The 2,049-nt window shown below is 69.2% G+C and carries 2 protein-coding genes and 1 pseudogene; 1 reads left to right on the top strand and 2 read right to left on the bottom strand.

From position 1 onward, the window contains the following. Both VML93_RS38070 and pdhA read right to left on the bottom strand, forming a co-directional pair. Positions 1-203: pseudogene (locus tag VML93_RS38070) on the bottom strand (alpha-ketoacid dehydrogenase subunit beta); the annotation flags it as partial. A gap of 62 nt (positions 204-265) precedes the next feature. Then, the gene (gene pdhA / locus VML93_RS38065; RefSeq protein WP_325618992.1) at positions 266-1,381 is read right to left on the bottom strand and encodes a pyruvate dehydrogenase (acetyl-transferring) E1 component subunit alpha; all 1,116 of its coding nucleotides are present in this window, start codon (positions 1,379-1,381) and stop codon (positions 266-268) included. Between the two features lie 115 nt (positions 1,382-1,496). Between pdhA and VML93_RS38060 the strand changes: the two genes are divergently transcribed. After that, a complete protein-coding gene (locus VML93_RS38060; protein ID WP_325618990.1) occupies positions 1,497-1,985 on the top strand; it encodes an Lrp/AsnC family transcriptional regulator in 489 nt (162 codons plus the stop codon). Positions 1,986-2,049 lie beyond the last annotated feature (64 nt).

The following is a 2,049-nucleotide window of genomic DNA, read 5'->3' as shown; positions in this document are numbered from 1 at the left end:
TTCATCGCCATGCCGATGGCGGTGCCGATGATGCCGGATTCGGCCAGCGGGGTGTCGAAGACGCGGTGTTCGCCGAACCGGGCCGCGAGCCCGTCGGTGACGCGGAAGACCCCGCCGAGCGTGCCGACGTCCTCGCCGAAGACCAGCACGCGATCGTCGGCGGCCAGGCTGTCGGCCAGCGCGCGGTTGAGCGCGGCGGCCATGGTCACCGGCACGGCGGCCGGGGTCGTGGCGGCCGGGGTCGTGGCGGTGATGGTCGTCGCGGTCATGGCCCGGAGTCCTCTAGCTCGGTGAGCAGCGCCGTTCGCTGCCGTTCCAGGGCTGGCGTCGGCTGGGTGTAGACGTGGGTGAACAGTTCGGCTGGATCGACGTTGACGTCGTGGTTCATGCGATCACGAATCCGTTCGGCGAACCGCTCGGCCTCGGCGGCCAACTGCTGGGCGGCCTGCTCGTCGAGCAGGCCCGCGGCCTTGAGGTAGGCCTCGAGCCGGGTGATCGGATCGCGGGCGAGCCAGGTCTCGACCTCGTCGGCGGGCCGGTAACGGCCGGCGTCGTCGGCGTTGGTGTGCGCCTCCATGCGATAGGTGACCGCCTCGATCAGGGTCGGCCCGTGGCCGTCGGCGGCCCGCTCGATGCAGCCGCGCACGGCCGAGTAGACCACCGCGGCGTCGTTGCCGTCGATGAGAAGCGACGGGATGCCGTAGCCGATGCCCTTGGCGGCCAGGGTCGGTGCGGCGGTCTGCTTGGCCAGCGGCACGCTGATCGCGTAGCCGTTGTTCTGCACCAGGAACACCACGGGCGCCTGCCATACCGCGCTGAAGTTCAGGGCTTCGTGGGTGTCGCCCTCGCTGGTCGCGCCGTCGCCGAGCAGCACCATCGCGACCTGATCCTGCTGCTTGAGCCGGGCGGCGTGGGCCAGTCCGACGGCGTGCAGGGTGTTGGTGGCCAGCGGGGTGCACTGCGGTGCCACGCGGTACTGGTACGGGTCATAGCCGCAATGCCAGTCGCCCCGCAGCAGCGAGAGCGCTTCAACGGGATCCACCCCGCGGGTCACGATCGCGACCGTGTCGCGGTAGGTGGGAAACAGCCAGTCCTGGTCCCGCAGCGCGAGCACGGCCCCGACCTGGCAGCCGTCCTGGCCCCGTGAGGACGGGTATACGGCCAGGCGGCCTTGCTTGGTCAGCGTGGTGGCCTGCCGGTCGAAGCGCCGGCCGAGCACCATGCGGCGGTGCAGTTCGAGCAGGATCGGCGGCTTGGGAAGCTCGAGGCCGCCCGGATTGCCGCCGGGACGGCCATCGGGGTCGATCAGCTGCAGCGGCGCCGCGCTCGGCAGGAGGCTGCCGGCCGGGGCCGTCTGGGTGAGGCCGGCAAGGGTGGACACGGCATCTCCTTCCACTCTCCTTTTTTCCAGATTTTGCGTGCTTGGACCGCCATATTTCTAGCTTTTAGGGAAAAGATGAGACTAATTGCTCTCATTATGCGGTTAGGCTGACCATATGACATCGAGCGAACCGCCTGCGGATCCCCTGCGTGGACACATGGCACCGATGGACGACACCGACCGGCTCATCGTCGAGGCGCTGCGGGCCGACGGCCGGCTGTCCATGCGGGCCCTGGCCGAACGCGTGCACTTGTCGCGGGCCAACGCCTACAACCGCGTGGCCAGGCTCCAGCGCGACGGCGTGATCACCGGGTACACGGCGCTCATCGACCCGATGCGTTACGGATACGGGCTGTCGGCGTACGTCTACCTCGATATCGCCCAGCGGTCCTGGAAGGCGGTGCGCCGCCAGCTGCTGAGCATGCCCGAGGTCGATCATGTCGCGCTCATCTCGGGCGAGCACGACATCTTGCTGCGGGTCCGGACCCGCGACGCCGCGTCCCTGCGTGACGTGGTGCTCACGCGACTGCAGGAGATGCCCGAGATTCGGTCAACCCAGACCGTGCTGATTTTCGATGAGCTCAGCCCCGGCAGCCGGCCTTAGGATGGACGGCCATGGGCTCGCCGGAGGGGACCGCAGGCTTGCTGGAGGGCAAGCGGGCGCTGGT

This window comes from Mycobacterium sp. (genome assembly GCF_035499775.1).
In the GTDB taxonomy this organism is placed as follows: Bacteria; Actinomycetota; Actinomycetes; order Mycobacteriales; family Mycobacteriaceae; genus Mycobacterium.
This window is presented reverse-complemented; position numbering and strand designations above follow the sequence as displayed.